Origin of the sequence: Faecalibacterium langellae (assembly GCF_002549775.1) — a bacterium.
Taxonomy (GTDB): Bacteria; Bacillota; Clostridia; order Oscillospirales; family Ruminococcaceae; genus Faecalibacterium; species Faecalibacterium langellae.
On record NZ_NMTR01000013.1, the window covers coordinates 1 to 27000 of the forward strand.

The following is a 27000-nucleotide window of genomic DNA, read 5'->3' on the forward strand; positions in this document are numbered from 1 at the left end:
TTTAGATAGCTCGTTCACTTAAAATACGATTGATGTCCATTTGAAATTGCGCTCGTTCACAATTGTTATGTTGACTTGAGTATATCATATTACACAATAAAAGACTACTGTTATATATCAGACCCTGCCCTTTTTCCTGCGTACGTGCGTACCGACCATGTACGGACGTACGCAGCGATTAGTCCGAAAAGCGCAATATAGGGAAATACAAAGCAAAAAGGCAGGGCACCACCGCCATGGTGATACCCTGCCTTTACTTGCTCCTGCTTACCGTTCTACGTACTCCCTCCGCAGAACTTCCTGTAAACAAAAAACGTACCCGAACCCTTTTTCATAAAGAATCGGGTTCGAGTACGAACTGTATGGTGGACGGTACAGGACTCGAACCTGTGACCTCCTGCACGTCAAGCAGATGCTCTACCAGCTGAGCTAACCGTCCATATTCTGTTTTCTGCCGAAATCAGCTTGTCTATATTACCATACCTTCTTCAAAAAAGCAAGCATTTTTTCAAAAATTGTAAAACTTTTTTGAAACCCCGGGGAGGACCCCGGCTTTTTTACGCAGCTGCGCCCTTCTCGGGCAAGAATCCGGCCAGCCTTGTATTGCTCACACCGTTTTGGCGTGGTATAATAAACTGATTTATAATAGGAATAGTATCGGAAGGTATCACAGCATGAGAGTTTTGGGCATCGACCCCGGCTATGCCATCGTGGGCTGGGGCGTGGTGGATTATGCGGGCAACCGGTTCGCGCCGGTGGATTATGGCGCGGTGTGCACCGACGCGGGCGTACCGTTCGAGCGGCGTCTGGACGAGGTGTACGCGGGCATCAAAGAGGTCATCGAGCGCACCCGGCCCGAGGCGCTGGCTATCGAAAAGCTGTTCTACCAGCACAACCAGACCACCGTCATCGGCGTAGCCGAGGCGCGCGGCGTCATCCTGCTGGCGGCGGCGCAGGCGGGCCTGCCCATCTACGAGTACACCCCCATGCAGGTCAAGCAGGCTGTCACCGGCTACGGCAAGGCCGTGAAAAAACAGGTGCAGGAGATGACCCGGGTGCTGCTGCACCTGCCCGCCATCCCAAAGCCCGACGACACCGCCGATGCGCTGGCCATGGCCATCACCTTCTGCCACACCAACGGCAACCAGCTCAACCGCTTCGTCCGCCGTGTGGCCGGGCCAATCTGACCCTCTCGCCGGTCCCGTCCGCCTACGGCGGCGCGGTGCCGGAGCTCCCCCGAAGGGGGAGCCGGGAATAGAGGAAGATCGGGCTGATACAGAAACTGAGAGGGTTTCAAATGATCTACTGCTTAACTGGAAAAATCGTCAAAAAAAGCATGAATGCCGTGGTGCTCAGCTGCGGCGGCGTGGGCTACTATGCCCAGTGCCCGGCCAGCGTGGCGGGCGCTTTGCCCGGCGTGGGCAAGGAAGCCACCATCTACACTGTGATGAGCGTGACGGAAAACGATGTGAGCCTGTACGGCTTCGCCACCGAGCAGCAGCAGGCCTGCTTTGAGCTGCTCACTTCGGTGTCCGGCGTGGGCGCGAAGGTGGGCCTTGCCATCCTGAGCGTGATGGAGCCGGACCGTGTGGCGCTGGCCATCTCGGCGGGCGACCACAAGGCGTTCAAGTCGGCTTCCGGTGTTGGCCCGAAGCTGGCCCAGCGCATCGTGCTGGAATTGAAAGACAAAGTGGCCAAGGGCTTTGTGGACGGCATCTCGCTGGAAGATGTGGCGGGCGCTTCGGCCGACACTCCGGCCACGCAGGGCAGCAGCCAGGCCATCGCGGCGCTGGTGTCGCTGGGCTACAGCCAGAGCGAAGCGGCGCTGGCCATTTCCAAGATCGACCCGACCCTTCCCGTGGAGGAGATCATCAAGCTGGCCCTGCGCAGCATGGCCGCAGGCAGGAGGTAAACAATGCAGGACGAAACCGCGCTGTACGGCGCAAAAATGATGCAGCCCGGCATGACAGCTGCGGACAGTGAGGAGAACAACCTTCGCCCGCAGCGGCTGGAAGACTACATCGGGCAGGAAAAGGTCAAGCAAAACCTGAAAATCTATCTGGAAGCCGCCAAGCGGCGCGGTGAGCCCATGGATCACATCCTGCTCTACGGCCCGCCGGGCCTGGGCAAGACCACGCTGGCGGGCATCATCGCCAACGAGATGGGGGTGCAGATCCGCATCACCAGCGGCCCGGCCATCGAAAAGCCCGGCGACCTGGCCGCCCTGCTGACCAATCTGCAGGAGGGCGATGTGCTGTTCATTGATGAAATTCACCGCCTGTCCCGGCAGGTGGAGGAAGTGCTCTACCCGGCGCTGGAAGACTACGCGCTGGATATCATGATCGGCAAGGGCCCCAGCGCCCAGAGCATCCGCATCAACCTGCCGCGCTTCACGCTGGTGGGTGCCACCACCCGCGCCGGACAGATCACCGGCCCGCTGCGCGACCGCTTCGGCGTGCTGCTCAAGCTGGAGCTCTACGGCCCGGAGGAGCTCTCCCGCATCATTCAGCGCTCGGCGGGCATCCTCGACCAGCCCATCACGCCGGAAGGCGCCTACGAGCTGGCAAAGTGCAGCCGGGGCACGCCCCGCGTGGCGAACCGCTTTTTGAAGCGCATCCGCGACTTTGCCACGGTGCTGGGCGACGGCGTCATTGACCGGGATGTGGCCCTGATGGGCCTGAAGCGGATGGACGTGGACGCGCTGGGTCTGGACGAACTGGACCGCAGCCTGCTGCGCGCCATCATTGAGATGTACAACGGCGGCCCGGTGGGTCTGGAAACGCTGGCGGCGGCCCTCGGTGAGGAAGCCGTCACGCTGGAAGACCTGTGCGAGCCGTATCTGATGCAGATGGGCTTTCTGACCCGGACGCCGCGCGGCCGCTGCGCAACGAAGCTGGCCTACGAGCATTTGGGCATGAAGGCCCCGGAGACCGGCACGCCCGAGGACAACGGGCAGCAGAGTTTGTTTTAAAGAAAGCACCCTCATCAGTCACCTGCGGTGACAGCTTCCCCCGACTGGGGGAAGCCTTACGGCGAGATGATGCTTCAAAAGCCTTCCCCCGGACGGGGGAAGGTGGCCCAAAGGGCCGGATGAGGGCGTAAACCTGAAAGTGGGGTATATTTTATTATGGGTAAGTATTTTGGAACCGACGGCGTGCGCGGTGTGGCGGGCGCTGATCTGACCTGTGAGCTGGCCATGAAGATCGGCCGCGGCGCAGCTGCTGTGCTGACCGGCAGCACCGGCCGCCGCCCGCGCATCCTCATCGGCAAGGACACCCGCCAGTCCGGCGACATGCTGGAAGCGGCCCTGACCGCGGGCTTGTGCAGCGTGGGTGCCGACGTGGAGAGCCTGGGCGTGCTGCCCACGCCTGCCGTGGCCTATCTGGTGGGCAAATACAATGCAGACGCCGGCATCGTGATCTCGGCCTCCCACAACCCGATGGAGTTCAACGGCATCAAAATTTTTGCCGGCACCGGCTACAAGCTGCCCGACGAGGTGGAGAACGAGATCGAAGTCTACATTGATAACAACTGCGCGGGCATCGAACTCAAGACCGGTGCGGAGGTGGGCCGCGTGTACCGCCGCGACGACGGCCTGCAGGACTATGTGGACCACCTGTACGAGTCCATCCATGGCGACCTGACCGGCCTGAACGTCTGCATCGACTGCGCAAACGGCGCTTCCGCTGCCGTGGCCCAGAAGCTGTTCCCCCGTCTGGGCGCCAAGTGCACCTTCCTGGGCGTGGAGCCGGATGGTGAGAACATCAACAAGGGCGTGGGCAGCACCCACCTCGATAACCTCGAAAAGGCGGTCGTCGCGGGCGGCTTTGACTGCGGCATCGCCTTTGACGGCGACGCCGACCGCTGCCTTGCCTGCGACGAGAAGGGCCAGGAGATGGACGGTGACAAGATCATTGCTCTGCTGGCCATGGACATGAAGGAAAAGGGCCGTCTGGAAGGCGACACCGCCGTGGTCACCGTGATGTCTAACCTGGGCTTCATCAAGTACATGGAGAGCCAGGGCATCCACACCGAAAAGACCGCCGTGGGTGACCGCTATGTGCTGGAAAACATGCGGGAGAACGGCTACGCCATCGGCGGCGAGCAGAGCGGCCATGTCATCCTGCTGCACCACGCCACCACCGGTGACGGCGAGCTGACCGCCGGCAAGCTGCTCAAGCTGCTGGCCGAGAGCGGCAAGAAGATGAGCGAGCTGAACGGCATCTACGCCCAGTACCCGCAGGTGCTGGTGAACGTGACCGCTAACGCCGCCCAGAAGGCCGCCTATAAGGAAGACGAAGTGCTGGCCGGTTTCATCGAGAACGAGCAGCAGAAGCTCATGGGCATGGGCCGCGTGCTGGTGCGCGTATCCGGCACCGAGCCGAAAATTCGCGTGATGGTGGAGGGCCAGGATCTGGACGCCATCCACCGCTGCGCAGAACGCATCGTGGATAAGATCAATAAGCGCATTTTGGGACAGTAAAAAGCGCCCTCATCCGGCACCTGCGGTGCCGCCTTCCCCCGGGCGGGGGAAGGCTTTGCCTGAAAAAGCAGAGGGCTGAAACGGCAAACTGAAAGGAGGACGCTATGCGCCCTGCAGATACCTGGAAAGACTATGAATTGCTGGATGCCACCGAGGGTAACCGGCTGGAGCGCTGGGGCGAGACCATTCTCATCCGCCCGGACCCGCAGGTGGTGTGGAAGACCCCCAAGCAGAGCCCCTTGTGGGCCAAGGCAGACGCGGTGTACCACCGCTCCAATCAGGGCGGCGGCGAGTGGGAATACAAGCGCCGCCTGCCCGAAAAGTGGAAGATCAGCTGCGGCGAGGGCGAGGATAAGCTCACCCTCATCGTCAGCCCCACCGGCTTCAAGCACACCGGCGTGTTCCCGGAGCAGGCCGTCAACTGGGCCTGGTACGAGAAGAAAATTCGCGCCGCCGGCCGCCCCGTGAAGGTGCTGAACCTGTTCGGCTACACCGGCGGTGCCACGCTGGCCTGCGCGGCGGCGGGTGCCACCGTCTGCCATGTGGACGCCTCCAAGGGCATCGTGGCATGGGGCAAGGACAACGCCGTGGCAAGCGGTTTGGCCGACCGGCCCATCCGCTGGCTGGTGGATGACTGCGCCAAGTTCGTGGCCCGCGAAAAGCGCCGCGGCAACACCTACGATGGCATTATCATGGACCCGCCCAGCTATGGCCGCGGCCCCGGCGGTGAGATCTGGAAGCTGGAAGACTGCATCTACGACCTCATCAGCCAGTGCGAAGAAGTGCTGAGCGACAAGCCGCTGTTCTTCGCGGTGAACAGCTACACCACCGGCCTTTCCCCGGCCGTCATGGAGTATATGCTCAAGACCACCCTCATCCCTCGCTTTGGCGGGCAGACCTCCTGCGATGAGATCGGCCTGCCGGTGTCCGCCACCGGCGGCGTCGTGCCCTGCGGTGCAACCGCCATCTGGGAAGAGTGATAACGATTTTAAATGGCCGCCGCGTGCGCTTTGGCCATGTTCAGAAGAAAATATTCTTTTAGTTTCGTGTTTGTCGCGGCCTGCGGGCCGCTCCAAACACATTTTCACAGGAAGACTTAAGAATGGGGTACAGCCCCTTTCGGAGGGGCGCACCACCAGAAAGAGAAACAAAAATGAACGAGACGATTTTAACAGCAGAAAATTTAAAGTTCCGCTATGACGTCAGCGACCAGCCGGTCTACGCGCTGGACGGCGTGTCCACGCAGGTGAAGCGCGGCGAGTTCGTGGCGGTGCTGGGGGCCAACGGCTGCGGCAAATCCACGCTGGCCAAGCACTTCAACGCCATTTTGCTGCCGGAAAGCGGCAAGGTGTATGTGGAAGGCATGGACACCGCCGACGATGACAAAATTTACGACATCCGCCAGACCGTGGGCATGGTGTTCCAGAACCCGGACAACCAGATCGTGGCCACCGTGGTGGAGGAAGACGTTGCCTTTGCGCTGGAAAACCTCGGTGTGCCGCCCGAGGAGATGCGCCGCCGTGTGGATGACTCCATGAAGATGGCCGGTATCTACGAATACCGCGAGCGTGCCCCCCACAACCTGTCCGGCGGCCAGAAGCAGCGCGTCGCCATTGCAGGCGTTGTGGCCATGCGGCCGGACTGCCTGATTCTGGACGAAGCCACCGCCATGCTGGACCCCCGCGGCCGCGAGCAGGTGATGCAGACCATCCACCACCTGAACAAGAACATGGGCATCACCGTGGTGTCCATCACCCACTATATGGAAGAAGCCGCACAGGCCGACCGTGTGCTGGTGATGAGCAAGGGCCACATCGTGATGGAGGGCACCCCGAAAGAGGTGTTCAGCCAGACCGAGAAGGTGCGCTCTCTGCACCTCGATGTGCCGCAGGCTGCCGAGCTGCGGGACGAGCTGGTGAAGGCTGGCATCCCGATGCCGGAGGGCATCATCGACACCGGCGAATGCGCACAGGCTCTGTATGAGCTGCTGCAGTGAGGGGAGGGGACGCAAATGGCAGATATCATCAAGGTAGAACACCTGAGCTACGTCTACAACCCCGGCCTGCCGACGGCAGTCACCGCGCTGGATGACGTGAGCTTCACCGTGGAAGAAGGCGACTTTGTGGGCATCATCGGTGCCACCGGCTCCGGCAAGAGCACCCTCATCACCCACATGAACGGCCTGAACAAGCCCACCAGCGGCAAAATTTTCATTGACGGCCGCGACCTGTGGGCAGACCCGGAAAAGATCCGTGATTTCCGTTTCCTCACCGGATTGGTGTTCCAGTACCCGGAGTACCAGCTGTTCGAGGAGACCTGCTATAAGGACATCGCCTTTGGCCCGAAAAACATGGGCCTGGACGATGCCGAGATCGACCGCCGCGTGCATGAAGCCGCAGACTTTGTAGGCTTAGACCCGGCGCTTTTGGAGCGCAGCCCCTTTGAGCTTTCCGGCGGCCAGAAGCGCCGGGTGGCGGTGGCGGGTGTCATGGCCATGAAGCCCCGCATCCTTGTGCTGGACGAGCCTGCCGCCGGTCTTGACCCCGAGGGCCGGGACGATATCCTTTCCGAAGTGAAGGAGTACCACAAAAAGACCGGCACCACCGTGCTGCTGGTTTCTCACAGCATGGAGGATATTGCCAAGTACGCCAACCGCGTCCTCGTCATGAGCAATAAGAAGATCGCCATGTACGACACGGTGGAGAAAGTGTTTGCCCGGGCCCCGGAACTGCTGGAGCTGGGCCTTTCGGTGCCGCAGGTGACGAAGATTTTCCTCAAACTGCGGGAGATGGGCGTGGATGTACCCGCTGACGTGTACACCATCCCCTATGCCGTCAAGATGATCGTGGAAGCCAAACGCCGCCGCGACGCAGGCGAAAGCCTTGTGCTGCCGCGCGAAGCAAAGCAGGAAGGGGGCGCTGCCACATGCTGAGAGATATCACCATCGGCCAGCACTTCCCCGGCAACAGTCTGGTGCACCGGTTCGACCCGCGCCTGAAGCTGGTGCTGACCATCGTTTATATCGTGCTGCTGTTCGCAGCGTCCAACCCGCTGGGCCTGACCCTTTCCATCCTGTTCCTGGCCGCGATGTATACAGTGGCGAAAATTCCGCTCAAGATGATCGGCAAGAGCCTGAAGCCCATCCTGCCCATCGTGATCTTTACAGCGGTGCTGAACCTGTTCTTTGTGTCGGGCGAGGGCGAACCGCTGGTGCACATCTGGTTTCTGACCATTTACGCCGAGGGTGTGCGCTATGCTGTGCTGATGGCGGTGCGCGTCATGGCGCTGATCGCGGGCACCAGCCTGCTCACCTACACCACCAGCCCCATCGTGCTGACGGACGCCATCGAGCAGCTGCTGAAGCCGCTGGGCAAACTGCACTTCCCGGTGCACGAGCTTGCCATGATGATGAGCATTGCCCTGCGTTTCATCCCCACCCTCATTGAGGAGACAGACAAGATCATGAACGCTCAGAAGGCCCGCGGTGCCCAGCTGGACACCGGCAAGATGACCGAGCGCGTCAAGGCGCTGGTGCCGGTGCTGATCCCGCTGTTCATCTCGGCCTTCCGCCGTGCCGACGAGCTGGCCATGGCCATGGAGTGCCGCTGCTACCGCGGCGGCGACGGCCGCACCCGGTTGAAAGTTTTGCGCTGCACGAAGCGGGATTATATTGACCTGGCTGTGTGCATCGCCTGCTTTGCGGTGATTTTGTCCTCCCGGCTGGTGTTCCCGAATTTTTAAGGAACGGGGGGACGCTCCGCTGGGCCAGAGGACAAGAGGGGCGTTTCGACGCGCCCCTCTCATCCTCTGGACTCCACTTACCCCTGACGAGTTAAGGGCTGCACGCCCTTAACAATCCCAAAGCAGAAGTCAAACCACAAAAAGCTAGCGCTGCGCCAGTCGGCGCTATCGCTTTAACGCTTTTTGTGGTTTTCCGATTTTGAACAAGACGAAACGGGAAAGTTGTAATTTCTTCGATGAACTTTTTACTTACGTTAGCCTACGACGGCACGAACTACTGCGGCTTTCAGGTGCAGCCCAACGGGCGCAGTGTGGCCGAGACCTTTCAGGACGGGCTGGAAGCCGTGCTGGGCACCCGGCCTGACATCAAGGGCTGCAGCCGCACCGACGCGGGCGTGCACGCGCTGGGCTTCCGGCTCAACTTCCACACCGACACCCGCATCCCGCCGGCAAAGCTGCCGCTGGCGCTGAACCAGCATCTGCCGCCGGATATCCGGGTGCTGGATGCGCAGGTGGTGCCGGAGGACTTCCATGCCCGGTATGCGGCCCACACCAAAACCTATTTATACCGCATCCACAACCACCCCATTGATTCGCCCTTTGATGCGGCCTATTACACCCGTGTGCCGAAGCGGCTGAACGAAGCAAAGATGCAGCGGGCAGCGCAGCAGTTCGTGGGCAGGCACGATTTCCTGGCCCTGTGCGCGGCGGGGTCTTCGGCGGCGGCCCACGGCGACACGGTGCGCACCATCACCGACTGTCATGTCACCCGCAAAGGGGACGAAGTGGACATTGAGGTGACCGCCGACGGCTACCTGTACAACATGGTGCGCATCCTCGCGGGCACCTTGTGCGAAGCAGGTGCCGGCAGGCTGGACCCGGCGGAAATTCCAGCCATCCTCGCCAGCCGCGACCGCAGCCGCGCCGGGCCCACTCTGCCCGCAAAGGGCCTGTTTTTGAAGTGTGTGGAATACGGGGCCGCGCCCTCTCAGCCGCCTTCGGCGGCAGCTCCCCCAGAGGGAGAGCCAAGAACCTGACCGGAAGTGCCGGCCAGACCGGCACAAAGGAGAAAAAACCTATGAGCAAGATTCATCGCGGCGGCCGCTCGGCCGAGGGCGAGCCGCTTTCGGCCGGGCGGGTCGAATACCTCGAAGCCGCCCGTGCCCGCGCCCGGGCAAAGCACATCCGCCGCACGGTCATCATCGTGGCGGCGCTGACCATCGTCATCCTGTTCGCCACCGGCATGGTGGGGTCTTCCATCGCCCGGGCCAAGGACCTGGTGGATTCGGTGCACATCGCACTGACCCCGGCTTCCGGCTGGCCGCAGCAGACCGGCATCACCGACCCGGACACCGTGGTGCCCATGTCCGGCAGTTTTGTGGAAAAGGGCGGCGACAGCTGTGCGGTCTACAGCCTGAGCGGCACCCGCCTGAACAGCATCCAGAGCGGCTACGCCCGCCCGGCCATCGCCGTGGGCAAAAACCGCTTCGTGCTGTACAACCGCTCCGGCAACGAGCTGCGGGTGGAGAGCCGCACCCAGAACCTCTACACCAAAACCATGGACAGCACCATCGCGCTGTGCGCCGTGGCGGACGCCGGGCAGGTGGCCGTGGTCACCGACAGCACGGACAGCGCCGCGAAGCTGACGGTGTATAACTCCGCCATGGAGCAGGCGCTGAGCTGGAACCTGACCAGCGAACAGGGCACGCCGCTGCGCATGGCCTTTTCGCCGGACAGCCGCCGCCTTGCGGTGGCGGCCGTGACGGCCACCGGCGGCCAGCTGGCCACGAACCTTTATGCGCTGCCCCTTTCCCAGGGAGACCCGGTGCAATTGGGCACCGAAGCCAGCGTGCCCCAGTGGATGGGCTGGATGTCCAACGGCTTTCTGCTGGTGCTCTATGAGAACCGTGCTGTGCTCTACAACACCACCGGCGGCAGCATCGGCGAGCGCGCCAGCTATGACTTTGGCGGTGCCACCCTTGTGAGCGTGTCTGCCGGGAACAGCGGTGCGGCCCTGCTGCTGAGCAGCGGCCAGACCTGCACCGCCGTGCTGCTGGACGGGGAGCTTCAGGTGGGGTACAGCGGCAGCGTGCCTGCCGCCAACCACATCGTCCTTGCGCAGAACGACGGCTTCTACCTGCTGACCGACAGCACGGTGGAGCGGTTCGACCATGCGGGGCAGTTCCAGTGGAGCCAGACCCTTCCGGCCCGGCCACAGGCGCTGATCGAGGGCAAGCAGATCCTGGTGTTCACCGGCAACACGGTGCAGGCGGTCACCCCGCCGGAGGAAGCTTCCAGCAGCCAGTGAGCTGCTTTTTGAGGGGGAAATCGCGCACGTTTTAGCACTCCTGCGGCGAGAATGATAAAAATTACAGGGAAAACAAGGTATGTTCAAGAATCCGTCATTTCTTTTTGATATCATATGTACGGCAGCCTGGATCATCCTGATGATCCGCTATGCGCACAAGGGCTTTCTTTCGTCCATGGTGCAGCTGGTGGGCAATCTGATCAGTCTGCTGGGTGCCCGGCAGCTGTCCACAGCCTGCGCGGGCTGGGTGTTCGAGCACATGCTGGCCGGAGGGTTCCGCACCCAGATCGCGGCCAGCCTTTCCGCCGGAGGTGTCGTGGACCTGACCGGCATTGCGGAAAAGTATGCGGGCTTCCTGCCTGCTTCTTTCCGCGCTTCCATCGTGGCAGCCTGCGAGCGCTCCATTGGCGCTGTGCTGGCGGACAACGCCGTGGTGCTGGCCGATACCATCGTGGAAAACGTGCTGCAGCCGCTGCTCACACCGGTGATCACGCTGGTGCTGTTCTTCTTGTTCTACGCGCTTTTGCGTCTGCTGGTCAGTATGCTGGTCACGGTGCTGGGCCTTGTGAACAAGCTGCCGGTCATCGGCACGATGAACCGCGCCCTGGGTTGGATCGTGGGCGGCGGCACGGCACTGCTGGACATCTATCTGGTGCTGTGCGTGCTGTGGGGCATCATCGTCGTCACCGGCGGCAACCTGAATGTGCTCAACGACACGGTGATGAGCACCAGCCTTTACTATAAAGTGTTTAATCTGTTCAACCCGTTCCTGTAAGACGGCGGGCAGAGCAGTAAGGAGGGACTATGGTCTGTATTCGATGCCAGAAACGGCCGGCGATCATTTTCATCCAGCGGATGGACAATGGTCAGATGAAGCAGGAGGGGTACTGTCTGCACTGTGCCCGGGAGCTGCACATCAAGCCGGTGGATGATCTGATGAAGCAATTCGGCATGTCGGATCAGGATCTTGACAACATGGAGAACCGCATGGAAAGCATGATGGAAGAACTGGGTGACGCAAACCCGCTCTCCATGATGATGAACATGGCAAATGGCGGCGAGGACGCCGACCCGGACGGCATGGACGAAGATCTTGTTCCCGGCAGCAATGCCACCTTCCCGCTGGGGTTCACCAGCAGCGAGAAAAAGGACGGCGACAAAAAAGCCGACCGCAAGAACGGCAAAAAGCCGCCCAAGCGCAAATTCCTGGACACCTATTGCGAGAACCTGACCCGCAAGGCCCGGGAAGGCAAGCTGGACGATATCATTGGCCGCGACCGCGAAATTTACCGCACGATTCAAATTCTGAGCCGCCGACAGAAGAATAACCCCTGCCTGATCGGCGAGGCAGGCGTGGGCAAGACGGCCATCGCCGAGGGCATTGCCGAGCGCATTGCCAAGGGGCAGGTGCCCATCGGTTTGAAAGATAAGGAAATTTATCTGCTGGACCTCACCAGCCTTGTGGCGGGCACCCAGTTTCGCGGCCAGTTCGAGCAGCGGGTCAAGGGCCTGCTGAGCGAGGTGAAGGCGGCCGGTAATGTCATCCTGTTCATTGATGAAATCCACACCATCACCTCGGCCGGTGAGAGCGAAGGTGCCATGAACGCGGGCAACATCCTGAAGCCCGCGCTTTCCCGCGGGGAGATCCAGGTCATTGGTGCCACCACCTTCAACGAGTACCGCAAGTACATCGAGAAGGATCAGGCACTGGAGCGCCGCTTCCAGCCCGTGCGGGTGGAGGAACCCAGCGTGGCCGATACCATCGCTGTGATGAACGGCATCAAGCGCTACTACGAGCAGCACCACCATGTGCAGGTGCCTGCCGATGTGCTCAGCGCCACCGTCACCCTGAGCGAGCGCTATATCACCGACCGCTACCTGCCGGATAAGGCCATCGACCTGCTGGACGAGGCCTGCGCCTGCTGCAATCTGGCCCACCCGGTCATTTCCGAATACCTCGGGATGCAGAAGGAACTGGACGCTCTCAGGCAGGAAGAAGCCGACATGGAGAATGCGGACGTCAACGAGCCCATTGACTACGAGCGCGTGGCCGAGCGCAAGACCCGCATCGCCAAGCTGGAAGCCGACCTGCCCGCCAAGCAGGCCGCTGCCAGCGAGATTCAGGTGACCATGGACGATGTGGCCAAGGTCATCGAGCTGTGGACCGGCATCCCGGCGGTGAAGATCCGCGAGACCGAGTTCGCAAAGCTGGCAAATCTGGAAGGCGAGCTGAAAAAGAAGATCATCGGCCAGGACGAAGCCGTGCATCTGGTGGCGCAGGCCATCAAGCGCAGCCGTGCCGACCTCTCCGGCCGCCGCCGCCCGGCCAGCTTCATCTTTGTGGGCCCCACCGGCGTGGGCAAGACCGAACTGGTCAAGCAGCTGGCAAACCAGCTGTTCGACGGCCCGGACCCGCTCATCCGGCTGGACATGAGCGAGTATATGGAAAAATACGCAGTGTCCCGCATGATCGGTTCGCCTCCGGGCTATGTGGGCTACGAGGAAGCCGGTCAGCTCACCGAGAAGGTCCGCCGCCGCCCCTACAGCGTGGTGCTGTTTGACGAGATCGAGAAGGCTCACCCCGATGTGATGAACATCCTGCTGCAGATTTTGGACGAAGGCAAGATCAACGATGCGCAGGGCCGCACCGTGGACTTCTCCAACACGGTCATCTGCATGACCTCCAACGCGGGCAGCAGCGACCAAACCACCGGCGGCCTCGGCTTCAACAAGAGCGAGGAGCAGCGCAGCGAGGAAAAGACCCGCAAGGCGCTGGCCCAGTTCCTGCGGCCGGAGTTCCTTGGCCGCGTGGATGAAGTCATTGCCTTCAAGCCGCTCAGCGAGGAAACGCTGCAGGGCATCGCGGCCCTGATGCTGGACGAATACAAGTCCGGCATGGACGCTAAGGGCATTGCCTATAGCTACACCCCGGCGGCCCTCAAGGCACTGGTGAAAAAGAGCCAGGGCGGCAAGTTTGGTGCCCGTGACCTGCGCCGGGTCATCCGCAAGGCTGTGGAGGACCCCGCCGCCGAGCGCCTGATCGACGGCACCCTTGCTTCCGGCAGCACCCTTGTGGTGGATGCCGATGAAAACGGCGAAGTCGTGCTGAAATAATCATAACCGCAAAGCACCCCGGCTGAAAACAGCTGGGGTGCTTTTTGTCTGCTCATAAAAACTTTTTGTAATATATACTTGACATTTAGAATGGTAAATGCTACTATATGTCCAGAGGATAAAACAAATGCCGACCCGGCAGGAAAGGAGCGTATCAATGCCGAAGAACCTGAAATTAAAGGTCGCCCGTGCGGAAAAGGACATGACGCAAGGCGCGCTTGCCGAGGCGGCAGGGGTTTCGCGCCAGACTATCAACGCCATTGAAAAAGGGGAGTACAACCCCACCATCAACCTTTGCCGCAGTATCTGTAAAATTCTGGATAAGACATTGGATGAACTGTTCTGGGAGGAATGAGTTATGAAATTTTCACTATATAGCAAGAAAAACCAGTTGGACGAGATGCAGGAGCAGACCATGCGCAAAATTGAAAGCCATGGCTTCTGGCTGCTATGGGGCAGCCTTCTGGCGGCGTGGATCGTGCAGACGGTGTTCGGGGCTGCGGACAAGGCCGCCGGAGAGTGGGTCGTATTCATGATCGGCTGCATCTATACGGGTGTCGCGTGTCTGCGCAATGGTCTGTGGGATCGCCACTTTTCGGATACGCCCCCGGCCAATGCCGTGTGGTCTCTGGTGGCTGCGGTGGCGGTTACGCTGATCATCGGGTTTTCCCGTGGATACTGGGTCGGTGCCGCTTTTACCGGTGTTTTTACCGGCATCCTGTGCTTTGCATTGCTGCAGCTGTGCGCCGCATTGACACGCAAACGGCGCGAACATCTGGATGACCCGAAGGACGGAGAATAATATTATAAAAAGGGGCTGCTGCACATCATTTGATGCAGCAGCCCCTTTTTGCATGGGTGCATGATATTATCCCGCATTGACAAATCTGCGCAGAATCAGTACAATAAAACATAGCTATCCGCAAATTTTTTTGCATGAGAATAAAGGAGCGTTTTTCTATGCCGAGCAATAAAGTCCGCACCCGTTTTGCACCCTCGCCCACGGGTTATATGCACGTTGGCAACCTGCGTACTGCCCTGTACACCTACCTGATGGCAAAGCACGAGGACGGCACCTTCATCCTGCGCATCGAGGATACCGACCAGGGCCGCTATGTGGAAGGCGCTGTGGATGTCATTTACAACACCCTGCGGGAGACCGGCCTGCTGTGGGACGAAGGCCCGGATGTGGGCGGTCCGGTTGGCCCCTACGTGCAGAGCGAGCGCATGGGCATGTTCAAGCAGTACGCTGAGCAGCTGGTGGCCGAGGGCAAGGCCTATTACTGCTTCTGCACCGAGGAACGTCTGGAAGCTTTGCACGCCGAGCAGCGCGCCAATGGCGAGATGACCCACTACGACGGCTGCTGCCGCGACCTGCCCAAGGAGGAAGTGGAAAAGCGTCTGGCAGCAGGCGAGCCCTATGTCATCCGCCAGAAGATCCCCAAAGAGGGCGTGACCGGCTTCGACGATGTGGTGTACGGCCACATTGAGGTGAACAACAGCGAGATGGACGACCAGATCCTCATCAAGACCGACGGGATGCCCACCTATAACTTCGCCAACGTGGTGGACGACCACCTGATGGGCATTACCCACGTCATCCGCGGCAGCGAGTATCTGTCCTCCACCCCCAAGTACAACCTGCTGTATCAGGCCTTCGGCTGGGACATCCCCACCTATATCCACTGCCCGCCGGTCATGAAGGACGCCCAGAACAAGCTCTCGAAGCGCAACGGCGACGCCAGCTATCAGGACCTGGTGGCCAAGGGTTACCTGAGCGATGCCGTGATGAACTACATCTGCCTGCTGGGCTGGAGCCCCAAGGGTGAGTACGCCGAGCAGGAAATCTTCAGCCTGGACGAGCTGGTGAAGATCTGGTCCCCGGACGGCATCTCCAAGTCTCCGGCCATCTTCGACCCCCTCAAGCTGCGGGCCATCAACGCGGAGTATATCCGCCGCCTGTCTCCCGAGGAGTTCCAGAAGAAGGCAGAGCCCTGGATCGACCAGGCCGTGCACACTCCCATCAACAAGAAGCTGCTGTGCGCGAACCTGCAGCCCCGGTGCGAAGTGCTGGGTGAAATTCCCGAACAGCTGGATTTCTTTGACGCCATGCCGGACTACGACGTGAGCCTGTACGCCAACAAGAAGCAGAAGACCACGCCTGAAACTGCGAAGGAAGCGCTGGAAGCCCTGCTGCCTGTGCTGGAAAATGCAGACTTTGATAATCGTGACGCCGTGTTCGATGCCTGCAAGGCCAAGGCCGAAGAACTGGGCAAGAAGAACGGCTGGCTGCTCTACCCGCTGGGCATTGCCCTCTCCGGCAAGCAGCGCACCCCCGGCGGCGGCACCGACCTCGCCTGCATGATGGGCCGCGAGAAGACCCTGGAGCGCGTGCAGGATGCCCTTGCAAAGCTGAACGGTTAAGTTTTACAAAATCCCCCCAAAGCCCTGCGGCAAAATGACAGCCGCAGGGCTTTTTTGCGTCTTTGGGCCGGTTTGCGGGGGTTCTGCGCACCGCGCCAAAAAACGCCGCTGCCCCGCGCTACAGTATATGCAGAAAGCGCGGGGAACAGAACCACAGAATGCCCCGCCGGAAAGCGGGGAGTAAAGATGACAGAGCGGATGGGGCTTTTATCGGTGAACGGAGGCCGGGCACGGTTTACGCCGCGGACACTGCGGGCCGAGCTGCGGCCTGCGGCGCGCAGACTGGCGGCTGTGGCAGTGGGATTTGCAGGCGGCTGGGCCGTTCTGTACGGTGCACTGATGCCCTTTGGCCTTGGGTTTGTGCTGGGCTTTGCCGAGGACTGCTTTGCGCCCTGCGCGGCAGGCGCGGCGCTGGGGGTGCTGCTGCACAGCTTCGGGGCGCTTTCGCTGCGCAGCATCTGCCTGCTGTGTGCGCTGGGTGCCGCCGTGGCCGTGCGGTGGATGGGTGCCAAAAAGCTGGCCGTGACTGCGCTGGCAGGCTGCGGCACGCTGGTGGGCGTGGCGCTGTGCTTTGCCCTCGGCGGCAATGGCGGGGCAGAACTGGTGTTCTACAGCGCAGCAGATGCCCTGCTGGCGGCGGCCATGGGGTTATGCCTGCGGCGGTTCGCGCCGGAACAGCCCGGGGCCGGGATGCTCTTGGTGGGCGCTGCCGCGGCGGCAGCCCTCGGCAGTGTACAGCTGTGGAAGCTCTGGCCCGGGGTGGCGGTATGCGCCGCGCTGGAGCTGTATCTGTGCTGCAAGGGGCAGGCAAAAGCCGCGCTGGCGGCCTGCGCGGTGCTGGGTGCCGCCCTCTGCGGGGCCGACCCGGCCTTCGCCCCGGCTGCGGCGGGCCTTTCCTGCGCGACGGCGGCCGCGGCGGTGCTGGCCCCGGGTCAGCGCATCGAGACCGTCGCCGCCTATGCAGGCGGCTGTGTCACCGGGGCGCTCTGTGTCCAACCGCCCGGGAATGCCTTTCAATACCTGTTCAATGTCTGCGGGGCGCTGGCGGTGGTGTCGGCGCTGCCGGCCGGGTGGCTGGCCCCGGAACCGGAAGAAAAAGCCGCGCCTGCACCCATGGACCGGCCCCGGTTCAGCGCCGCCGCCACCCGGCTGGAACAGGTGGCCCAGAGCCTTTCTTCGCTGGCCGAGACGGTCAACGATGTCTACGACGCCCTGCCGCACCGGCAGGAGGATTTCCACTGGGTAATTGATAACACTTATGATACTCTTTGTTTTAACTGCGGGCGGCGGGAGACCTGCTGGAAGCAGGAGTATGCCGCCACCATGGAGGGCATGGAGGCCCTGCGCCCGTTGCTGGAAAACGGCGGGCTGGAAGCGGCGCAATTGCCCGGGCAATTGTCCCGGTGCATCCACCCGGCGGCGCTGTGCGCGGCGGCGGGGCGGTCTTTCGCGCTCTACCGCAGCCGCAAGGAGGCCCGCATCCACGCCGAAGCCATGCGCACCGCCCTCACCGAGCAGTACAGCGCTGTGGCCGAAGCGCTGGGTGTGCTGGGCGAACAGCTGGGCCGCCCGGGCGACCCGGAACCCTACAAATCCGGCCGGGTGGCCGACCTGTTCACTGCGCTGGGTTCCCCGCCGCAGGAGTGTGCCGTCACGCTGGACGACCTGGGCCGCACCCATGCAGCCGTTACCCTGCCGCGCACCCGGTTCTCGGCCCAGGAGCTGGACGCACTGGCCGGAGAGGTGGGCCGCATCTGCCGCCGCACGCTGGAAACGCCGCAGGTGCTCTCCTGCAAGGGGCTGACCACCCTGCTGTTCAGCGAAAAACCGGCTCTGCGGGCGGTGTTCGGCATGGCGGGCGCGGCGGCGCGGGGCAGCATCTCCGGCGACGCGGTGCAGCAGTTCTGCAGCCCGGCGGCGGCGCAGATGATCCTGTGTGACGGCATGGGCACCGGGCGGCCCGCCGCCGTGGACGGCAACCTTGCCGCCGAACTCACCGCCCGGCTTTTGAAGGCGGGCTTTACCGCCGAGCTGGCGGCGCGGCTCGTCAACGTGGCGCTGGCCCTCAAGAGTGAGGACGAGAGCGGCGCGACGCTGGACCTCATCAGTGTGGACCTCTACACCGGCACGGCACGGCTGTTCAAGGCCGGGGCGGCCCCGGGCTTTCTGGTGCACGGCGGGCGGGTGCGGGCCGTGGGGGACGCCAGCCTGCCGGTGGGCATCCTGGGCGGCGTGAACGGCCAGAGCCGGGTGGTGCACCTGACTGCCGGGGACTACGCGGTGCTGGTGTCGGACGGGCTGCTGGTGGACGGCCCCGGCTGGGTGGCAAAGCAGCTGGAACTCTCGGCGGCCGCCGGTGAAGCGCCGGACAAGCTGGCAAAGACGCTGGTGGAGACGGCCCGCGCCCGGGCGCAGAAGACCGGCCGGCCGGATGACATCACGGCGGCGGTGCTGCGGCTGGAAAAATGCGGCTGATGTCCTGTTTTTCGTTGATTTTCGATCGGAGGGAGGGTATACTATGTAGATATGAATGCAGGAACAGGAGGCGGTAAAAATGCTCAACATTACAGTGGCGGCCGATGGCAGCGGCGATTTTGCTTCGGTGTCCGAAGCGGTGCTGGCTGTGCCTTATGCCTGTGCGGCAGAGGTCCGCATCGGGCCGGGCGTTTACCGGGAAAAGCTGGTCTGCGAAAAGCAGGATATTACATTGATCGGCGCAGGCCCGGATAAGACCTGCATCGTGTGGGGGGACGGCGGCAGACTGCCGCACCCGGACGGCAGGCCCACCCACACCTTCCGCAGCTACACCGCATTTTTCAGCGGGGAACGCCTGCGGGTGGAAGATTTGACGATCGAGAACGACGCCGGGCCGGGTGCGCAGGTGGGGCAGGCCGTAGCGGCCTATGTGGACAGCGCCCATGCGGCGTTTGTAAACGTGCGGCTGCTGGGCAATCAGGATACCCTCTTTTGCGCGCCCCTGCCGGAGAAGGAGCGGGAGAAGGACGGCTTCCTCGGCCCGCGCGGCCTTGCGCCCCGCCGCCCCACGGCCCAGTATTACCAGCACTGCGAGATCGCGGGCGATATCGACTTCATCTTTGGCGGGGCGGACGCGCTGTTTGAGCAGTGCACCATCCGCACCGTGAATAACCACCTCCCGGCCAGCTACGTCACCGCGCCTTCCGGCTCCGCCGAAGGGCTGGGTTTTGTGTTCTGGGACTGCGATTTCGTCTCGGACGGCTGCCCGGCGGGCACCGTCTTTCTGGGCAGGCCGTGGCGGCCCACCGGAAAGACGGCCGTGCTGGACTGCCGCCTGGGGGCCCACATTGCGCCGGAAGGTTTTTCACCGTGGCAGAGCCGCACCGACTCGGACCTTGCCTGCTTTGCCGAGGCGGGCAGCACCGGTGCGGGCGCGGCAGCGCGCGGCGGCTGGGTGAAGCAGCTGGACAGCGCCCAGGCCGCAGACCTGCTCAAACGGGCACGGAAACTCTGCAGACCGGAATAATTGCGAAAAAGATAAAGGAATGTATAAGGGATATCTATGAAAAAGCTGCCGAATTCTGTCAAATGGCTCATCATCCTGCTGGTGCTCGTGGGCATGGGCTGGATGATGTGGAAGGTGAACGACCGGGCTTCCCGGGTGGAGATGCCTGCACCGGACAATACATTTGGGATTTACCGCACGACGGATTCCAATTCGTAAACAATTTTGAATGGCCGCCGCGTGCGCTTTGGCCATGAACGGCGGAAGCATTATTTTTATAATTGCAGCTCGAAAAAATCCACGGATTTTTCCGAGCTGCTTTTTCACGAGAAATAGATGTGGAAAAGCAAAAGCCGGAACGACTGCAGTCGTTCCGGCTTTTGTGGATCATTTATTCCTGTGCGGCCTTTTTCTCGTTGGCGGGCAGGTCGTTCATGATGAACCAGAAGGTGGTGCCCATGCCGATGGCGCTCTGCACACCGAAGCGGAAGCCATGCTGTTGGAAGATGGCTTTGGTGATGGAAAGACCGAGACCGGTGCCCTGCTTGCCGGAGTCGGAGCGGGAGCGGTAATACCGGTCGAAGATGTAGGGCAGGTCGTCGGCCGAGATGCCGGGGCCGTGGTCTTCCACTTCCACACGCACACCCTCGGTGCAGCGCTGTGCCCGCAGGATGAAGATGCCATCCTTGCCGATGTGGTGCATGGCGTTGCCCAGCAGATTATGCAAAGCGCGCTGCATCATGTCCGGGTCAGCGTAGACGGGCAGCTCCTCGTCCGGCAGTTCCAGCTTGAGCTGCCAGCCGTTCTGGGCGCAGATGGCGTCGTAGCGCTCGCTCACCTCGTCGCACAGCTGGCCCATGTCAAAGTGCACCCGCTCGCACTTGTCCGCACCGCTGGTCACCTTGCTCAGCTCCATCACGCTGGAAACCAGTGCGGTCAGGCGGTCGGCCTCGTCCACGATGATGTTCATCTGCTCATCGCGGTGGGCCTTGTCGTCGCCGGTGATGTCGCGCACCGTCTCGGCGTAGCCCTTGATGAGGGTCAGCGGGGTGCGCAGGTCGTGAGAGACATTGGCCAGCAGATCCCGCTGCATCTGGGCTGCGTGCTGCACCTCGGACGCCATGTGGTTGAAGTCCTGGGCAAGGTCGCCCAGCTCATCCCGGCGGCTGCTGTCCACCTGCACGGCGTAATTGCCCAGGGCCATCTGGCGCGCGGCACTGGAAAGCTGGCGCAGGGGTTTGGTGAACCACGCGCTGAACAGCCACGCGGCCGAAAGTGCCATAATGAAGATCAGCGCCGCCGTCATGGGCAGCACGGTGCTGAGCACATTGCCGGCCTCGGCCACATGCACCAGACTGGTGGTGACCAGCACGGTGTACTCACCGCCGGAGGTGTTGCGCCCCACCAGCAGCTGGGCCGAGCCGGACAGCCGGGGCGGGTTCAGCGTCTGCACGAAACCGCCGGTGGTGCGGCATTTTTTGCGCATGGCCACGGCGGTGGAGACGATCATATCATTGTTGGAAGCGTCCGACAGCAGCGTTTCGTGCAGGTTGCAGTAGGACTGGTTCTCGATCTTGTAGATGGTGCGCATGGTGGAATCTGAGATGTCCACACAAAAGCTGTTCAGGTTGCCGCTGGCGTACAGCTGGGCGGCCAGCTTGTCAAAGAAGGACCCGTTGACATAGAGCCGCCCGAAGGACCAGGACGAGAGCGTTTCGCCGTCGGCGAGGGCCTTGTCCAGCTCCGAGGCGATGCTCTCTGCCTGCGTGGTCAGCTGGGACTCGATGTGCTTGGTGTACAGCGGCTCCAGCAGCTGGGTGGAAAGGAACCAGAACAGCCCCAGCAAAAACAGGCAGATGCAGCACAAAAACCACATCAGCTGGCCGCGGATGCCGAGAGAACGATGATGCCGCATGGATGTGTTCTCCTTTTAGCCGCGCACTGCGTCCGGGTCAAACTTGTAGCCGATGCCCCACACGGTGGCGATGTAACTGCGGCACTTGCCCAGATGGCCGCGCAGCATCTTGACGTGGGTGTCCACGGTGCGGTCCTCGCCGAAGTAGTCGTAGTTCCACACCTTCTGCAGAATTTTCTCGCGGCTGAGGGCGATGCCCTTGTTGGACGCCAGGAACACCAGCAGGTCGAACTCTTTGGGCGTCAGGGCCACATCCTCGCCGGAGACCCGCACCGTGTGACTGGCGGTGTCGATGGTCAGCTCGCCGAAGGTCATGATGTTGTCGGCGGCAGCGGGCTTGGGCATGGTGCGGTTCAGCACGGCCTTCACGCGGGCCACCAGCTCGCGGGGGGAGAAGGGCTTGACCACATAGTCGTCGGCACCGCTCTCCAGGCCCGCCAGCTTATCGTATTCCTCGCCGCGGGCGGTGAGGATGATGACGGGGGTGTTGATGTGGCGGGCGCGCATCTCCCGCAGGCAGGTCATGCCGTCCATGAAGGGCATCATCAGGTCCAGGATGACCAGATCGAAGGCCCCGCCGGAAAGCTGGGCCAGCGCGGCGGTGCCGTCGCCTGCTTCTGCACACACATAACCGGAATATTGTAAATGTTCGCTGATCAGCTCGCGGATGCGCGGCTCATCGTCAACGATCAGGATTTTTGCCATAGGACAGACCCCTTCCTCAGATTCGTCTATTTTCACGGTTTTATAATACTGCAAGAATGGGAAAAAGCTGTGAAGTTTGCATGAATGCTTTGCAAAAAGCAGTCTCCTGCTCTCAGTATACCACACAAAAGCCTGGGTGCACAGGGCATTTTGCGCGAAGAAAAGCCCGGCGCTTGCACTGCCGGGCAGGGAATGCTATACTGAAACGATAAGGGGCAGCGCACTGCCCGAAGCTTTTGGAAGATAAAGGAAAAGCCCTATGCGAATCGGACTTGTTGAATTTTTGCTCATCCTTGCCATTGCGTCGCTGACCGTCGGCCCGCAGGTGGCGCTCTTTGTGGACCGCTGGATGCGCCGCGCCAACCGCGCCAGCGCTCAGGCTGCCCGCCGCCGGGCCGAATATGCCGCCCAGGCCGCCGCCGAGCGGGACGCGCTGCTCAAGCGGTTCCGCACGGCCAGCACCGTGTTTGGGGTGTGCATCCTGCTGGCACTGGTGTATGCGCTGGTGCTGCGGCCCATCGACACGCCGCCGCAGCGCTACAAAGCGCCCGAGACCCGGCAGGACACCGGCGCGGCGCAGACCGCGCTTTCCACCGACAGCAAGGACAGCTGGGACCTGGGCGAGTACCAGGGCGTGGACTGCATCCGCGAACAGGACGGCCTTGTGTACGCGGCGGCCTACAACGGTGCGGCGCTGAAAAAGCGCACGAGCGACCTTGTGCGCACCGACGGCGGCCACTATGCGGCCATTCTCTCGGTGGAGGGTGAGCTGACCGGCTTCGATTTTGACCAGAACGGCGACCTGTGGCTCACCGTGGTGACCACCTCCGGCGGGGCGCTGTGCCGTGCCCGGCACGACAGCTGGGGGGCCGCGGTGGAACAGGTGGTCACCCAGATCGACGGGGCACCGCTGGGAGCCATCTCGGCCGTGGAAGTGGGCCCGGACGGCAAGGTGTACTTTACCGTGGTGGGAGATGAACCGGTGGATAACGGGCTGGAAAGCGCCCTGCGCACCGAGCTGCTGGCCCACACCGGCACCGGCTGGGTGTACGTCTACGACCCGGCAGACCGTTCCGTGCAGCGGGTGCTGGGCGGCGTGGCCGGGGCCTCCGGCCTGGCCCTCTCGGCCGACGGTGAAACGCTCTACGTCTCGGACCTCGGCAGCCGCTGCGTGTGGAGCGTGGACGCCGCCGCCCGGGAGCTGACGGCGGGCGGCAGAGACTGCGGGAGCGCCGCCGACAGCCTGCCGGGCTACCCCGGTGCGCTGGCGCTGGACGAAGACGGTGCGCTGTACATCAGCTTCCGCTGGAGCCGCAGCGACTGGCTGGAACAGAATGCCGACAGCACCTTCCTGCGCGGGGTGGCCCTGCGTGCAGGCCAGAACCTGCAGCAGAAGCTGTTCCGCATGACGGCGGATGCGCCCTGCGCCGCTGTAGTGGACCCGGCCACCGGGGCGTGGAAGCGCACCATCACCGGCCGGGCGATGAACAGCTGCGCAGCGGCGTGCCCGGTGGGCAGCAAAGTGTATTTTGGTGCAGTGGGCTCTGCACGCCTGCTGCAGGCAAGAGTATAAAAGGAGTGTTTTGAAATGACCGAAGCATTCAAACAGCAAATCGAGACCGAAGCCCGGCAGGCCGTGACCGAACTGCTGGCCCAGGCAAACCTGAAAAAAGGTGACGTGTTCGTGGTGGGCTGCTCGTCCAGTGAGATCGTGGGCGGCCACATCGGCAAGGATTCCAGTCTGGAAGCCGCGCAGGCCGTGTATGCGGGCATTGCGCCGGTGCTGGCGGAAAACGGCATCTGGCTGGCAGCGCAGTGCTGTGAGCATTTGAACCGTGCCATTATCCTCGAGCGGGAAGCCGCCGAGAAATACGGCTGGGAGGAAGTGTGTGTGGTGCCCCGGCCCCATGCGGGCGGCAGCTGGGCTACCACCTGCTGGAAAAACTTCAAAGAGCCGGTGGCCGTGGAAGAAATCCGCGCCCACGCAGGCATCGACATCGGCGGCACCCTCATCGGGATGCACCTCAAGCGGGTGGCCGTGCCGGTGCGGCTGAGCCTGAATAAGATCGGCGAAGCGAATATCCTGTGTGCCCGCACCCGCCCGAAGCTCATCGGCGGCGAGCGCGCCAAGTATACCGAGGAGGACTAAAGCAGTATGGCTGAGAAAACACTGGAACAGATGAAGGAAGCTGTGGCGGAGATCCGCGAAAAGATGGCCGCAGCCGCCCGGGAAGCGGGCCGTGACCCCGCAGCGGTGCAGCTGTGCGCCGCCTGCAAGACCCGCACCGCCCAGACCGTGGCCGCCAGCGCCGCTTTGCCCATTGATGTGTTCGGCGAGAACCATGTGCAGGAGCTGTGCGCAAACTTTGACGCGGGCGCTTACTGCGGCAAGCCCAGCCACTTCATCGGCCATCTGCAGACCAATAAGATCAAAAAGGTGCTGGGCCGTGCCAGCCTGATCCAGAGCGTGGACAGCGAACACCTGCTGAACGCCATCGAGAAGGAAGCCGCCAAGGCGGGCATCGTGCAGAATGTGCTGCTGGAAGTGAACATCGGCGGTGAAGAAAGCAAGACCGGCGTGGCACCGGAAGCCCTCTGGCCGCTGCTGGACGCTGCCGCCGCCGAGGAGCACATCCGGGTGAAGGGCCTGATGGCCATCCCGCCCGTGAACGACGACGATGCCCAGAACCGCCGGTACCTCGCTGAGGTGTACAAGCTGTTCGTGCAGGCCGGGGAGCGCGGCTATCAGAACGTGCAGATGGAGACCCTCTCCATGGGCATGAGCGGCGACTTTGAAAACGCCATCCGCGAAGGTGCCACCCTTGTGCGCATCGGCACCGCCATCTACGGCGAGCGGGATTACAGTAAGAAAGTGTAAAATTCGCCCTCATCAGTCTGCTTCGCAGACAGCTTCCCCCGACCGGGGGAAGCCTTCCTGTGCGCAGCAGTTTCCGAAAAGCCTTCCCCCAGACGGGGAAAGGTGGACGCGAGCAGAGCGAGCGGACGGATGAGGGTGTCCAACAGGAGGTATCATGTCCAAGCAAAAAACGACCATCACCGACCCCGGCGCGCACCACACCAGCAGCGGCGCGCTCATCCGGCGCTTTTTGCCGTATCTGGCAAAATATAAGAAAACGCTGTTCCTCGATCTGTTCTGCGCGGCACTGACCACCCTGTGCGACATCGTGCTGCCCAAGATCATGAGCACCATCACCAACGCCGCCATGGGCGTGGGCATCACCCTGACGGCACAGATCGTGCTGCGGCTGGCGGCAGTGTACTTTGTGCTGCGTCTCATCGACGGCGCGGCCCAGTATTATATGTCCAGCATCGGCCACATCATGGGTGTGCACATCGAGACCGATATGCGCCGCGACGCCTTTGACCATCTGCTCAAGCTGGACCACACCTACTACAACAACACAAAAGTGGGCACCATCATGGGCCGCATCACCAACGACCTGTTCGATGTGACCGAGTTTGCCCACCATTGCCCGGAGGAATTCTTCATTGCGGCCATTAAAATTGTGGTGTCCTTTGTCATCCTGTGTCAGGCCAGTGTGCCGCTGACGCTGGCGGTGTTTGCCTGCGTGCCGCTGATGGGCGTGGTGTCGGTGTACCTGAACGGCCGTCTGCGGGCACGGTTCCGCCAGCAGCGGGTGCAGATCGGCGAGCTGAACTCCACCATCGAGGACAGCCTGCTGGGGCAGGGCGTGGTAAAAGCCTTTGCCGCCGAGGATGAGGAACGCGAAAAGTTCCTGCAGGGCAACAAGGCCTTTGAGCAGATCAAGACCCTGAGCTACTACGCCATGGGTGCCTTCAACACCTCCACCCGCCTGTTTGACGGCCTGATGTATCTGGTGGTCATTCTGGCGGGTGGTCTGTCACTGGTGTACGGCAAAATCACCGCCGGTGACATGGTGGCCTATATGCTCTACGTCACCACCCTCATTGCCACCATCCGCCGCATCGTGGAGTTCGCCGAGCAGTTCCAGCGCGGCATGACCGGCATCGAGCGCTTTGCCGAGATCATGGACACCCCCGTCACCATCGACGACGCGCCGGACGCTGTGCCGCTGCAGCCCGGCCCCGGTGCCATTCGGTTCGAGAACGTCAGCTTTGAGTACCCGGACGACCACAATAAGGTGCTGCACAACGTCAGTCTGGATATCCGGGCGGGCGAACGGCTGGCCCTCGTCGGCCCTTCCGGCGGCGGCAAGACCACCCTGTGCAACCTCATCCCACGCTTCTATGAGGTGACCAGCGGCAAAATTTTGATTGACGGGCAGGACATCCGCCATGTCACCCTCCGCAGCCTGCGCAATGACATCGGCATCGTGCAGCAGGACGTGTACCTGTTCAGCGGCACGGTGGCCCAGAACATCGCCTACGGCAAGCCCGGTGCCACCCGAGAAGAAATTATCGAAGCCGCCCGTCTGGCCGGGGCCGAGCGGTTCATTCTGGCCCTGAAGGACGGCTTCGACACCTATGTGGGTGAGCGCGGCGTCAAACTTTCCGGCGGGCAGAAGCAGCGCATCGCCATTGCGCGGGTGTTCCTCAAGAACCCGCCCATCCTCATTCTGGACGAAGCCACCAGCGCGCTGGACAACGAAAGCGAGATCCTGGTGGGCCAGAGCCTTGAAAAGCTGGCCCATGGCCGCACCACTCTGACCATCGCCCACCGCCTGACCACCATCAAGGACTACGACCGCATCTTGGTGCTGGGCGAGGAAGGCATCGTGGAAGCGGGCACCCACGACGAGCTGCTGGCAAAGCAAGGCGTCTATTACCGCCTGTGGAACCAGCTGCCCGGGGAAGATACGCTGTAA

General features: G+C 62.1%; 24 protein-coding genes and 1 tRNA gene. 22 read left to right on the top strand and 3 right to left on the bottom strand.

What is annotated here, in order from left to right; all coding sequences use genetic code 11:
• Positions 1–363 precede the first annotated feature (363 nt).
• Positions 364–439, bottom strand: a tRNA-Val gene (locus CGS49_RS04995).
• 235 nt (positions 440–674) lie between these two features.
• Between CGS49_RS04995 and ruvC the strand changes: the two genes are divergently transcribed.
• The 18 genes from ruvC (at position 675) to CGS49_RS14180 (ending at position 19770) form a co-directional block, all read left to right on the top strand.
• Positions 675–1187 (top strand): crossover junction endodeoxyribonuclease RuvC, encoded by a 513-nt coding sequence (ruvC, locus tag CGS49_RS05000; protein WP_097800811.1) that lies wholly within the window; start codon positions 675–677, stop codon positions 1185–1187.
• Between the two features lie 110 nt (positions 1188–1297).
• On the top strand, positions 1298–1912 hold the full coding sequence (gene ruvA / locus CGS49_RS05005; protein WP_097800812.1) for a Holliday junction branch migration protein RuvA: 615 nt from the start codon (positions 1298–1300) through the stop codon (positions 1910–1912).
• 3 nt (positions 1913–1915) lie between these two features.
• Positions 1916–2971: a Holliday junction branch migration DNA helicase RuvB gene (gene ruvB / locus CGS49_RS05010; RefSeq protein ID WP_097800813.1), complete on the top strand. Its 1056-nt coding sequence runs from the start codon at positions 1916–1918 to the stop codon at positions 2969–2971.
• Positions 2972–3127: 156 nt separating this feature from the next.
• Positions 3128–4483, top strand: a complete 1356-nt coding sequence (glmM, locus tag CGS49_RS05015; RefSeq protein WP_097800814.1) for a phosphoglucosamine mutase — start codon at positions 3128–3130, stop codon at positions 4481–4483.
• 104 nt (positions 4484–4587) lie between these two features.
• A complete protein-coding gene (locus CGS49_RS05020; RefSeq protein WP_097800815.1) occupies positions 4588–5463 on the top strand; it encodes a class I SAM-dependent methyltransferase in 876 nt (291 codons plus the stop codon).
• 173 nt (positions 5464–5636) lie between these two features.
• Positions 5637–6479, top strand: a complete 843-nt coding sequence (locus CGS49_RS05025) for an energy-coupling factor transporter ATPase (protein WP_097800816.1) — start codon at positions 5637–5639, stop codon at positions 6477–6479.
• 15 nt (positions 6480–6494) lie between these two features.
• Complete coding sequence (locus CGS49_RS05030) at positions 6495–7415, top strand: energy-coupling factor transporter ATPase (protein WP_097800817.1); 921 nt, start codon at positions 6495–6497, stop codon at positions 7413–7415.
• Positions 7409–8224 (top strand): energy-coupling factor transporter transmembrane component T family protein, encoded by an 816-nt coding sequence (locus tag CGS49_RS05035; protein ID WP_097800818.1) that lies wholly within the window; start codon positions 7409–7411, stop codon positions 8222–8224. Before CGS49_RS05030 ends, CGS49_RS05035 begins: the two co-directional genes overlap by 7 nt.
• Before the next feature lie 236 nt (positions 8225–8460).
• The gene (truA, locus tag CGS49_RS05040) at positions 8461–9261 is read left to right on the top strand and encodes a tRNA pseudouridine(38-40) synthase TruA (protein ID WP_242975371.1); all 801 of its coding nucleotides are present in this window, start codon (positions 8461–8463) and stop codon (positions 9259–9261) included.
• Between the two features lie 41 nt (positions 9262–9302).
• Positions 9303–10532: a DUF5711 family protein gene (locus CGS49_RS05045; protein ID WP_097800819.1), complete on the top strand. Its 1230-nt coding sequence runs from the start codon at positions 9303–9305 to the stop codon at positions 10530–10532.
• A 79-nt stretch (positions 10533–10611) separates the two neighbouring features.
• Entirely contained in the window at positions 10612–11307 is a 696-nt protein-coding gene (locus tag CGS49_RS05050; protein WP_097800820.1) for a hypothetical protein, read from the top strand.
• A 29-nt stretch (positions 11308–11336) separates the two neighbouring features.
• Complete coding sequence (locus CGS49_RS05055; protein WP_097800821.1) at positions 11337–13646, top strand: ATP-dependent Clp protease ATP-binding subunit; 2310 nt, start codon at positions 11337–11339, stop codon at positions 13644–13646.
• 157 nt (positions 13647–13803) lie between these two features.
• The gene (locus CGS49_RS05060; RefSeq protein WP_097800822.1) at positions 13804–14001 is read left to right on the top strand and encodes a helix-turn-helix transcriptional regulator; all 198 of its coding nucleotides are present in this window, start codon (positions 13804–13806) and stop codon (positions 13999–14001) included.
• Positions 14002–14004: 3 nt separating this feature from the next.
• Positions 14005–14448, top strand: a complete 444-nt coding sequence (locus CGS49_RS05065) for a DUF6773 family protein (protein WP_097800823.1) — start codon at positions 14005–14007, stop codon at positions 14446–14448.
• A 158-nt stretch (positions 14449–14606) separates the two neighbouring features.
• Positions 14607–16070 carry a glutamate--tRNA ligase gene (gene gltX / locus CGS49_RS05070; RefSeq protein ID WP_097800824.1) on the top strand — a complete coding sequence of 488 codons (1464 nt, stop codon included), beginning with the start codon at positions 14607–14609 and terminating at the stop codon, positions 16068–16070.
• A 186-nt stretch (positions 16071–16256) separates the two neighbouring features.
• On the top strand, positions 16257–18545 hold the full coding sequence (locus CGS49_RS05080; RefSeq protein ID WP_242975374.1) for a PP2C family protein-serine/threonine phosphatase: 2289 nt from the start codon (positions 16257–16259) through the stop codon (positions 18543–18545).
• Positions 18546–18624: 79 nt separating this feature from the next.
• Complete coding sequence (locus CGS49_RS05085; RefSeq protein ID WP_097800826.1) at positions 18625–19572, top strand: pectinesterase family protein; 948 nt, start codon at positions 18625–18627, stop codon at positions 19570–19572.
• A 36-nt stretch (positions 19573–19608) separates the two neighbouring features.
• On the top strand, positions 19609–19770 hold the full coding sequence (locus CGS49_RS14180; RefSeq protein ID WP_179859033.1) for a hypothetical protein: 162 nt from the start codon (positions 19609–19611) through the stop codon (positions 19768–19770).
• A 172-nt stretch (positions 19771–19942) separates the two neighbouring features.
• On the opposite strand, the gene CGS49_RS05090 is transcribed toward CGS49_RS14180, so the two are convergent.
• Both CGS49_RS05090 and CGS49_RS05095 read right to left on the bottom strand, forming a co-directional pair.
• Positions 19943–21466 (bottom strand): sensor histidine kinase, encoded by a 1524-nt coding sequence (locus tag CGS49_RS05090; RefSeq protein WP_097800827.1) that lies wholly within the window; start codon positions 21464–21466, stop codon positions 19943–19945.
• Positions 21467–21481: 15 nt separating this feature from the next.
• Positions 21482–22171: a response regulator transcription factor gene (locus CGS49_RS05095; RefSeq protein WP_097800828.1), complete on the bottom strand. Its 690-nt coding sequence runs from the start codon at positions 22169–22171 to the stop codon at positions 21482–21484.
• A gap of 259 nt (positions 22172–22430) precedes the next feature.
• Here CGS49_RS05095 and CGS49_RS05100 point away from each other — a divergent pair, with 259 nt between their 5' ends.
• The 4 genes from CGS49_RS05100 (at position 22431) to CGS49_RS05115 (ending at position 27000) form a co-directional block, all read left to right on the top strand.
• Positions 22431–23744, top strand: a complete 1314-nt coding sequence (locus CGS49_RS05100) for an SMP-30/gluconolactonase/LRE family protein (RefSeq protein WP_097800829.1) — start codon at positions 22431–22433, stop codon at positions 23742–23744.
• 15 nt (positions 23745–23759) lie between these two features.
• Positions 23760–24320, top strand: coding sequence for a TIGR01440 family protein (locus CGS49_RS05105; protein WP_097800830.1), 561 nt, complete (start codon positions 23760–23762; stop codon positions 24318–24320).
• A gap of 6 nt (positions 24321–24326) precedes the next feature.
• Positions 24327–25049, top strand: coding sequence for a YggS family pyridoxal phosphate-dependent enzyme (locus tag CGS49_RS05110; protein ID WP_097800831.1), 723 nt, complete (start codon positions 24327–24329; stop codon positions 25047–25049).
• Between the two features lie 154 nt (positions 25050–25203).
• Positions 25204–27000 (top strand): ABC transporter ATP-binding protein, encoded by a 1797-nt coding sequence (locus CGS49_RS05115; RefSeq protein ID WP_097800832.1) that lies wholly within the window; start codon positions 25204–25206, stop codon positions 26998–27000.

What these genes read in the sequence shown, in the direction of transcription:
- CGS49_RS05020 (WP_097800815.1), top strand. Translation starts at nt 4,588, where the DNA reads ATGCGCCCTGCAGATACCTGGAAAGACTATGAATTGCTGGATGCCACC.
- CGS49_RS05100 (WP_097800829.1), top strand. Translation starts at nt 22,431, where the DNA reads ATGCGAATCGGACTTGTTGAATTTTTGCTCATCCTTGCCATTGCGTCG.
- CGS49_RS05115 (WP_097800832.1), top strand. Translation starts at nt 25,204, where the DNA reads ATGTCCAAGCAAAAAACGACCATCACCGACCCCGGCGCGCACCACACC.
- gltX (WP_097800824.1), top strand. Translation starts at nt 14,607, where the DNA reads ATGCCGAGCAATAAAGTCCGCACCCGTTTTGCACCCTCGCCCACGGGT.
- CGS49_RS14180 (WP_179859033.1), top strand. Translation starts at nt 19,609, where the DNA reads ATGAAAAAGCTGCCGAATTCTGTCAAATGGCTCATCATCCTGCTGGTG.
- CGS49_RS05065 (WP_097800823.1), top strand. Translation starts at nt 14,005, where the DNA reads ATGAAATTTTCACTATATAGCAAGAAAAACCAGTTGGACGAGATGCAG.
- CGS49_RS05080 (WP_242975374.1), top strand. Translation starts at nt 16,257, where the DNA reads ATGACAGAGCGGATGGGGCTTTTATCGGTGAACGGAGGCCGGGCACGG.
- ruvB (WP_097800813.1), top strand. Translation starts at nt 1,916, where the DNA reads ATGCAGGACGAAACCGCGCTGTACGGCGCAAAAATGATGCAGCCCGGC.
- CGS49_RS05060 (WP_097800822.1), top strand. Translation starts at nt 13,804, where the DNA reads ATGCCGAAGAACCTGAAATTAAAGGTCGCCCGTGCGGAAAAGGACATG.
- CGS49_RS05110 (WP_097800831.1), top strand. Translation starts at nt 24,327, where the DNA reads ATGGCTGAGAAAACACTGGAACAGATGAAGGAAGCTGTGGCGGAGATC.
- CGS49_RS05090 (WP_097800827.1), bottom strand. Translation starts at nt 21,466, where the DNA reads ATGCGGCATCATCGTTCTCTCGGCATCCGCGGCCAGCTGATGTGGTTT.
- glmM (WP_097800814.1), top strand. Translation starts at nt 3,128, where the DNA reads ATGGGTAAGTATTTTGGAACCGACGGCGTGCGCGGTGTGGCGGGCGCT.
- CGS49_RS05030 (WP_097800817.1), top strand. Translation starts at nt 6,495, where the DNA reads ATGGCAGATATCATCAAGGTAGAACACCTGAGCTACGTCTACAACCCC.
- CGS49_RS05105 (WP_097800830.1), top strand. Translation starts at nt 23,760, where the DNA reads ATGACCGAAGCATTCAAACAGCAAATCGAGACCGAAGCCCGGCAGGCC.
- CGS49_RS05095 (WP_097800828.1), bottom strand. Translation starts at nt 22,171, where the DNA reads ATGGCAAAAATCCTGATCGTTGACGATGAGCCGCGCATCCGCGAGCTG.
- CGS49_RS05085 (WP_097800826.1), top strand. Translation starts at nt 18,625, where the DNA reads ATGCTCAACATTACAGTGGCGGCCGATGGCAGCGGCGATTTTGCTTCG.
- CGS49_RS05045 (WP_097800819.1), top strand. Translation starts at nt 9,303, where the DNA reads ATGAGCAAGATTCATCGCGGCGGCCGCTCGGCCGAGGGCGAGCCGCTT.
- CGS49_RS05035 (WP_097800818.1), top strand. Translation starts at nt 7,409, where the DNA reads ATGCTGAGAGATATCACCATCGGCCAGCACTTCCCCGGCAACAGTCTG.
- ruvA (WP_097800812.1), top strand. Translation starts at nt 1,298, where the DNA reads ATGATCTACTGCTTAACTGGAAAAATCGTCAAAAAAAGCATGAATGCC.
- truA (WP_242975371.1), top strand. Translation starts at nt 8,461, where the DNA reads ATGAACTTTTTACTTACGTTAGCCTACGACGGCACGAACTACTGCGGC.
- CGS49_RS05055 (WP_097800821.1), top strand. Translation starts at nt 11,337, where the DNA reads ATGGTCTGTATTCGATGCCAGAAACGGCCGGCGATCATTTTCATCCAG.
- CGS49_RS05025 (WP_097800816.1), top strand. Translation starts at nt 5,637, where the DNA reads ATGAACGAGACGATTTTAACAGCAGAAAATTTAAAGTTCCGCTATGAC.
- ruvC (WP_097800811.1), top strand. Translation starts at nt 675, where the DNA reads ATGAGAGTTTTGGGCATCGACCCCGGCTATGCCATCGTGGGCTGGGGC.
- CGS49_RS05050 (WP_097800820.1), top strand. Translation starts at nt 10,612, where the DNA reads ATGTTCAAGAATCCGTCATTTCTTTTTGATATCATATGTACGGCAGCC.